Here is a 1,373-nt window from a genome sequence, read left to right on the forward strand (position 1 = left end):
CAACTCTATTCATACAAAAATCGAATGATCTGAATCTGTAATTGGCTGAGATATAATAGTCTTACACAATAATCAACGTAATCTATTTTATATTTTTATCATAGTATATTTCTATTTTTTACGATTGGAATTATTTAAAAACATAAGGTACCACTATATTTCATCCTTGAGAGTGCGGCTTAGTAATGTGTCAGTCGCTTGTGTTATGTTTTTATCACAATAGAGAATTTGATAAATTTGTTCTACAATGGGCATTTCTACCCCAATACGTTGTGCTAATGTATGTACTTCCTTAGTATTTAAGTACCCTTCCACAACCTGACCAATTTGTTTTTCCGCTTCTTTTATATCTATTCCTTTACCAAGAAGTATTCCAAAACGGCGATTACGCGACTGATTATCAGTACATGTCAAAACCAGATCACCTAAGCCCGTCATTCCCATAAATGTGGAAAGCTCGGCTCCCATAGCCCTCCCTAAACGACTGATTTCAGCGAGTCCTCGTGTGATGAGCGCTATTCGTGCATTTGCCCCAAAGCCCATGCCATCTGATATTCCTGCACCAATAGCAATAACATTTTTGACAGCCCCTCCTAATTGAACACCAACCATATCTGAACTTTTATAAACTCTAAAACTTTTGTCACAATGAAACAGTTGCTGCAATTCTTTACCAAACTCAACATCAGAAGCTGCTATCGTCATTGCAGTAGGCCAACCAATAGCCAGTTCTTTAGCAAAAGTTGGCCCAGAAAAAACAGCTAAAGGGATTTTTTCACCCAAAATCTCACGAGCAACTTCTTGTAAGAGACGCCCTGTACCATGTTCTAAACCTTTCGTTGCCCAAATAACGCGTGAATGTTGATCCAAATAAGGCTGTATATTATACAACACTTGATGAAATGCATGGCTTGGAACAGCAATTAATATATTATCACTTACCATTGTTGCAGTTTCAAGTGAAGTTTCGAGGAATAAATTTTCAGGAAATCGAATATCGGGTAAATATACTTGATTACAACGTTGTTCTTGTAACTTTTTGATATGTTGAGAATTATAGCCCCAAAGTAAAACATTATGACCATTACGAGCAAGAACAATCGCTAATGCAGTACCAAAAGAACCCGCACCAATAACTGTCATTGCAATGGTTTTCATTAAGTTTTCTGATTATTCTCTAAATTACCAATTTCAACTACACATTATTATTACAAATAACTTCAATGCTCTCTTTAATATAAATCCTATAAAACTAAAATGTTACTTTTTCGTAGCTTTATCTCACACAAAATGAAAACTTGTTTTTCACGCTCTTTTTCTTTGTATTGAATTGTACAAAAACCATTCTTTGTAGATTTTACAAATAGCTATTT

At 34.8% G+C, this 1,373-nt stretch carries 1 protein-coding gene; it reads right to left on the reverse strand.

All coding sequences use genetic code 11. The features are described from left to right. Window positions 1-153 precede the first annotated feature (153 nt). Complete coding sequence (gene gpsA, locus BN338_RS10120; RefSeq protein ID WP_039762069.1) at window positions 154-1,158, reverse strand: NAD(P)H-dependent glycerol-3-phosphate dehydrogenase; 1,005 nt, start codon at window positions 1,156-1,158, stop codon at window positions 154-156. Window positions 1,159-1,373: the final 215 nt, after the last annotated feature.

This window comes from Bartonella queenslandensis AUST/NH15 (genome assembly GCF_000312585.1).
GTDB lineage: Bacteria > Pseudomonadota > Alphaproteobacteria > Rhizobiales > Rhizobiaceae > Bartonella > Bartonella queenslandensis_A.